This window comes from Coleofasciculus sp. B1-GNL1-01, from assembly GCF_040220235.1.
Lineage (GTDB): Bacteria > Cyanobacteriota > Cyanobacteriia > Cyanobacteriales > Coleofasciculaceae > Coleofasciculus.
Map to the genome: position 1 here is coordinate 1 of NZ_JAVJTO010000073.1, position 5,430 is coordinate 5,430.

The following is a 5,430-nucleotide window of genomic DNA, read 5'->3' on the forward strand; positions in this document are numbered from 1 at the left end:
CGTCAAATTCCCCTATCCCGATGCAGCATCCCGTGCCAAAATATGGGAACGCATCTTCCCCAAGGAAACCCCAACTCGGAAACTGGATTATGCTAGATTAGGCAAACTGCAAGCCACCGGGGGAAATATCCGTTCCATTGCCATGAATGCCGCCTTTTTTGCCGCAGAAGAAGGCAAACCCGTGACAATGCACCATATTTTAGACGCCACTAGACAAGAATGCGCCAAGTTAGAACGCGGTATCACCTCTCCCGAAATTAGTGGCTGGGTTAAATAGGGGTTGCTGAATCAGGCTTATGGTGGGGAGAGGGAATAGGCAATAGGCAATGGGCAATGGGCAATGGGCAATGGGCAATAGGCAATGGGCAATAGGCGATAGGGAATAGGCAATAGGCAATAGGCAATAGGCGATAGGGAATAGGCAATAGGCAATGGGCAATGGGCAATAGGCAATGGGCAATAGGCAATAGTTTCAACCTTTCCCAACACCCAACACCCGACACCCCACACCCAACACCCAACACCCGACACCCAACACCCCGTCAAGCCATTGATCCTCACGCTGATTCAGGATTAAGCAACCAAGAGGGATGGACTAACAATTCCGCCGCCGATCGCTTTTCTACCATCTCGCGGGTAATGGCGCAACGGGTAATATCTTGGCGCGAGGGAATCTCATACATGACTTCTAACATCACCTCTTCTAAAATCCCCCGCAACGCCCTAGCCCCGGTTTTGCGACGAAAGGCTTCTTGGGCGATCGCACGTAGGGCTTCTGGGTGAAACTCCAAGCGCACGTTATCCATTTTCAGCAGTTTTTGGTACTGTTTTACTAAGGCGTTGCGAGGTTGGGTTAAGATTGCCACTAAGGAGTCTTCATCTAGGGGTTCCACGGCGGTAATCACCGGTAACCGCCCAATGATTTCCGGAATTACCCCGAATTTGATCAAGTCGTCTGGTTCTAAGTGTTTGGACAATTCCGCTGAAGACAGTTGACGCGATCGCGTCTCACTCGGTTGAATAAAGCCGATCGAACGTTTCCCTAAGCGTTGTTCAATAATTTGCTCTAACCCGACAAACGCCCCGCCACAGATAAACAGGATATTACTCGTATCCAGTTGAATGAACTCTTGATAAGGATGCTTGCGCCCTCCTTGGGGCGGTACATTCACCACCGTTCCTTCTAAAATCTTCAGCAAGGCTTGCTGAACCCCTTCACCGGAAACATCCCGCGTCATCGAGGACTTTTCACTCTTGCGAGTAATTTTATCAATTTCATCAATATAAACAATACCTTGCTCGGCGGCTTCTATATCAAAGTCCGCCATCTGTAACAGTCGCAGCAGGATATTCTCAACATCATCTCCCACATAACCTGCTTCTGTTAGCGTTGTTGCATCCGCGATCGCAAAGGGAACCTGTAACAGATTGGCGAGAGTTTGAGCTAAAAGGGTTTTACCGCAACCCGTTGGACCGATTAATAGGATATTAGACTTTTGCAGGGTAATGCTGTCATCAAGCCCACTAGCGTCATAATCATCCTGAGCCAGGTTAAGCCGCTTGTAATGATTATAAACCGCAACGGAGAGAACTTTTTTGGCTTGGTCTTGACCAATAACATACTTGTCTAGCACTTGTTTAATTTCAACGGGCTTGAGCAAGTGATATTGGGGGCGACGGGGAGAATAGTCAGGTTGTTGGTAAGGGGGTTCAGCCGTTAAGGGGGGATAATTGGGGCTTTCTGAGTGAGATGTTAGCAGTTCTTCCTCTAAAATTTGGTTGCACAGTTCCACACATTCATCACAGATGTAGACGCTAGGACCAGCAATCAATTTACTAACCTGTTCTGAGGATTTACCACAAAAAGAACATCTTAAATAGGAATCGTATTTGGACATATCAAAATCCGCGCTGTTGGGTTCACTGACAGCAATTTGGCTTAAGAGGAGAGTTCGGCTATCCAAACCGCTCTATTTCAATTGTAGTTTCCAGCGATCGCAAAAAGGGAGCTTCAGGTGAGGGGGGAGATGGGGGAGATGAGGGAGATGGGGGAGATGGGGAAGATGGGGGAGATGAGGGAGATGAGGGAGATGGGGGAGATGAGGACAGTCATGGTAGAAACGTACCATGGTGTATCTGTGTGTAGGGGCGGGTTTAGGGACTAATACCGATGATTTTCCTTAGCGTGGCTGCAAAACCCGCCCTGACCAAATGACGAATGACAAATGACAAATGACAAATGACAAATAACGAATGACGAATAACGAATGACGAATGACGAATATCGACTGACATTAATTGTCAATTAACCGCTTTTCTTGCAAATAGGTGGGATCAGTAAGTATCATTGTCAATAACAGGTTTTTTTTGAGAGGGTGATTATGCCTCCGTATACAGCCGCTTCGCTGAAAGCTGAACTTAATTCCCGGGGTTGGCGGTTGACGCCGCAGCGAGAAACGATACTCCACGTTTTTCAGAATCTTCCCCGAGGAAACCACCTCAGTGCTGAGGAACTCTTCCATTTGCTGGACAAGCGGGGAGAACCCATCAGCCTGTCTACAATTTATCGTAGTGTCAAGTTGATGGCTCGCATGGGTATCCTGCGAGAATTGGAGTTAGCCGAAGGGCATAAACACTACGAACTGAATCAACCGTTCCCGAATCATCACCATCATCTAGTTTGCATTCAGTGTAACCAGACGATTGAATTTAAGAATGATTCGATATTAAAACAGGCAATGAAGCAGGTGGACAAGGAAGGCTTCCAGCTCATTGACTGTCAGCTTACCATACACAGCATTTGTCCCGAAGCTCTCCGTATGGGATGGCCCTCTGCACTTCCCAGTAATTGGCGCTGCACGCGAGCGATCGCGGCAGAAGATCCCCACGAGGTAGACAATCACACTTAACACGTCATCAGGAATTTGTCCAATGGTTGAACCAAGGACAACCAAGCGGTGACATTCGGTGAGTAAAACTTCAATCTATTGTGATTTTCGTCACTGACACGGGTTGGGTTGTACCTGAAGTTGCCCAGAATTAGCTGTTTTCGCCAGATAATCTAGGGATTTGTTAATTTCACTCCCCCTAACCCCTAAATTGTTAGATACTTTAGACTATCAAACAGACGAATAATATCCAGTAGCGATTTAAAGAAGATTACGGCGGTATGCATATCAGCGAAATTACCCATCCGAACCAGCTACACGGTTTGTCGATCCGTCAACTGGAGGAGATTGCCCGTCAAATTCGGGAACGGCATCTGCAAACGGTAGCCAAAAGCGGTGGTCATTTAGGTCCAGGGTTAGGGGTTGTCGAACTGACGTTGGGATTATATCAGACACTCGATTTGGATCGGGATAAGGTGATTTGGGATGTCGGTCACCAAGCCTATCCCCATAAGATGATTACGGGACGCTATAATCATTTCCACACCCTACGGCAAAAGGACGGGGTTGCTGGTTACCTTAAGCGGTGTGAGAATAAGTTTGATCACTTTGGTGCAGGTCATGCGTCTACCAGCATTTCAGCCGCCCTAGGGATGGCGCTGGCGCGTGATGCGAAAGGGGAAAACTTTAAAACCGTGGCGGTGATTGGTGATGGTGCCTTAACTGGGGGTATGGCATTAGAAGCGATTAACCATGCGGGACATTTACCCCATACCCGGCTGTTGGTGGTATTGAATGACAATGAAATGTCCATTTCGCCCAACGTGGGCGCAATTTCCCGGTCTCTGAACCGGGTACGCCTGAGTAAGCCGATGCAGTTCCTGGCAGATAATTTAGAGGAACAGTTCAAGCATTTTCCCTTGTTTGGGGAATCCTTGACTCCCGAATTGCAGCGGGTGAAAGAGGGGATGAAACGGTTAGCGGTTCCCAAAGTTGGGGCGGTGTTGGAAGAACTGGGCTTCACCTACATGGGACCCGTAGATGGTCATAACCTAGAAGACTTGATTACCACGTTCAAATCAGCACATACATACTCAGGTCCCGTCTTGGTGCATGTGGTAACGACCAAAGGTAAGGGTTATGCGATCGCAGAACAAGATAAAGTCGGTTATCATGCCCAAAGTCCCTTTGATTTAACCACTGGGAAAGCAATTCCCTCTAACAAACCTAAACCTCCTGGCTATTCCAAAGTCTTTGCCCACACCTTAGTCAAATTAGCCGAAAACAATCCCAAAATCATCGGCATTACCGCCGCTATGGCGACGGGGACAGGGTTGACCAAACTCCAGGAAAAACTGCCCAAACAATACATCGATGTGGGAATTGCCGAACAGCACGCCGTTACCCTAGCCGCAGGGCTGGCTTGCGAAGGAATGCGACCTGTAGCCGCAATTTACTCCACCTTCCTGCAACGGGCGTATGACCAGATCATTCACGATGTTTGCATCCAAAACCTACCCGTGTTCTTCTGCTTAGATCGCGCCGGGATTGTTGGTGCTGATGGTCCGACGCACCAAGGGATGTATGATATTGCCTACCTGCGTTGTATCCCCAACATGGTGGTTATGGCACCCAAGGATGAAGCGGAACTGCAACGGATGCTGGTGACGGGTGTGAATTACACCGAGGGACCGATTGCGATGCGTTATCCACGGGGGAATGGGTATGGCGTTCCCTTAATGGAAGAAGGATGGGACGGGCTACTCATCGGTAAAGGCGAAATTCTCCGCAATGGCGATGATATCCTGCTGATTGGCTATGGTTCCATGGTGTATCCTGCGATGCAAACGGCGGAGATTTTGAGCGAACACGGAATTGAAGCCACTGTGGTTAATGCGCGATTTGTCAAGCCTTTGGATACTGAGTTGATTCTGCCCCTAGCCCAGCGAATTGGTAAGGTTGTCACGTTAGAAGAAGGCTGCTTGATGGGCGGATTTGGGTCAGCCGTGACGGAAGCGTTATCGGACAATAATGTTTTGGTACCCGTGAAGCGGTTTGGTGTCCCGGATAAGTTAGTCGATCATGCTAAACCTGATCAGTCGAAAGCCGATTTAGGGTTAACGCCGTCCCAAATGGCGGAACAAGTGCGCGAAGCGTTCTTTAATAAACAGCCGTCGGTGGTGAGTTAATTTCCAATCGTGTAGAGACGTAGCATGCTACGTCTCTACAATTTAACTGACTATTTCCGTTGTATTCACCGTCGCAAGTTGCCAAAATTCTCCCCAGCATAAGTAAAACGATTTATGCAGACCGACTACAAGTAAATCGCCGACTTTGCCAAATTTCCAGAACTTGTTTGGTTAGACCGCTGGTTTCTCTTTCCATGATCAGCGTTTGCGGCACTGAACTATGTATTCTTTGGTTGGGAAGGGTTTGTTTGGGGATTTGGCGTCAGCAACGTACTGGTTTGGCATATCACTAATCTGATTAACTCAGCCTGTCACGGCGTTAGTGGATACCGACGCTTCGAGACTTCCGATCA

The 5,430-nt window shown here is 48.3% G+C and carries 4 protein-coding genes and 1 pseudogene; 3 read left to right on the plus strand and 2 right to left on the minus strand.

Annotation, left to right across the window (positions count from 1 at the left end):
- Positions 1 to 277: pseudogene (locus RID53_RS18245) on the plus strand (ATP-binding protein); the annotation flags it as partial.
- A gap of 17 nt (positions 278 to 294) precedes the next feature.
- On the opposite strand, the gene RID53_RS18250 reads toward RID53_RS18245, so the two are convergent.
- Together RID53_RS18250 and clpX are read right to left on the minus strand one after the other, a co-directional pair.
- Entirely contained in the window at positions 295 to 561 is a 267-nt protein-coding gene (locus RID53_RS18250) for a hypothetical protein (RefSeq protein WP_446389450.1), read from the minus strand.
- Positions 558 to 1,898, minus strand: coding sequence for an ATP-dependent Clp protease ATP-binding subunit ClpX (gene clpX, locus RID53_RS18255; protein WP_446389453.1), 1,341 nt, complete (start codon positions 1,896 to 1,898; stop codon positions 558 to 560). The genes RID53_RS18250 and clpX overlap by 4 nt, the downstream gene beginning before the upstream one ends.
- Before the next feature lie 483 nt (positions 1,899 to 2,381).
- Here clpX and RID53_RS18260 point away from each other — a divergent pair, with 483 nt between their 5' ends.
- A complete protein-coding gene (locus tag RID53_RS18260) occupies positions 2,382 to 2,909 on the plus strand; it encodes a transcriptional repressor (RefSeq protein WP_446389451.1) in 528 nt (175 codons plus the stop codon).
- Positions 2,910 to 3,169: 260 nt separating this feature from the next.
- On the plus strand, positions 3,170 to 5,077 hold the full coding sequence (gene dxs / locus RID53_RS18265; protein WP_446389452.1) for a 1-deoxy-D-xylulose-5-phosphate synthase: 1,908 nt from the start codon (positions 3,170 to 3,172) through the stop codon (positions 5,075 to 5,077).
- The last annotated feature ends 353 nt before the right edge of the window (positions 5,078 to 5,430 follow it).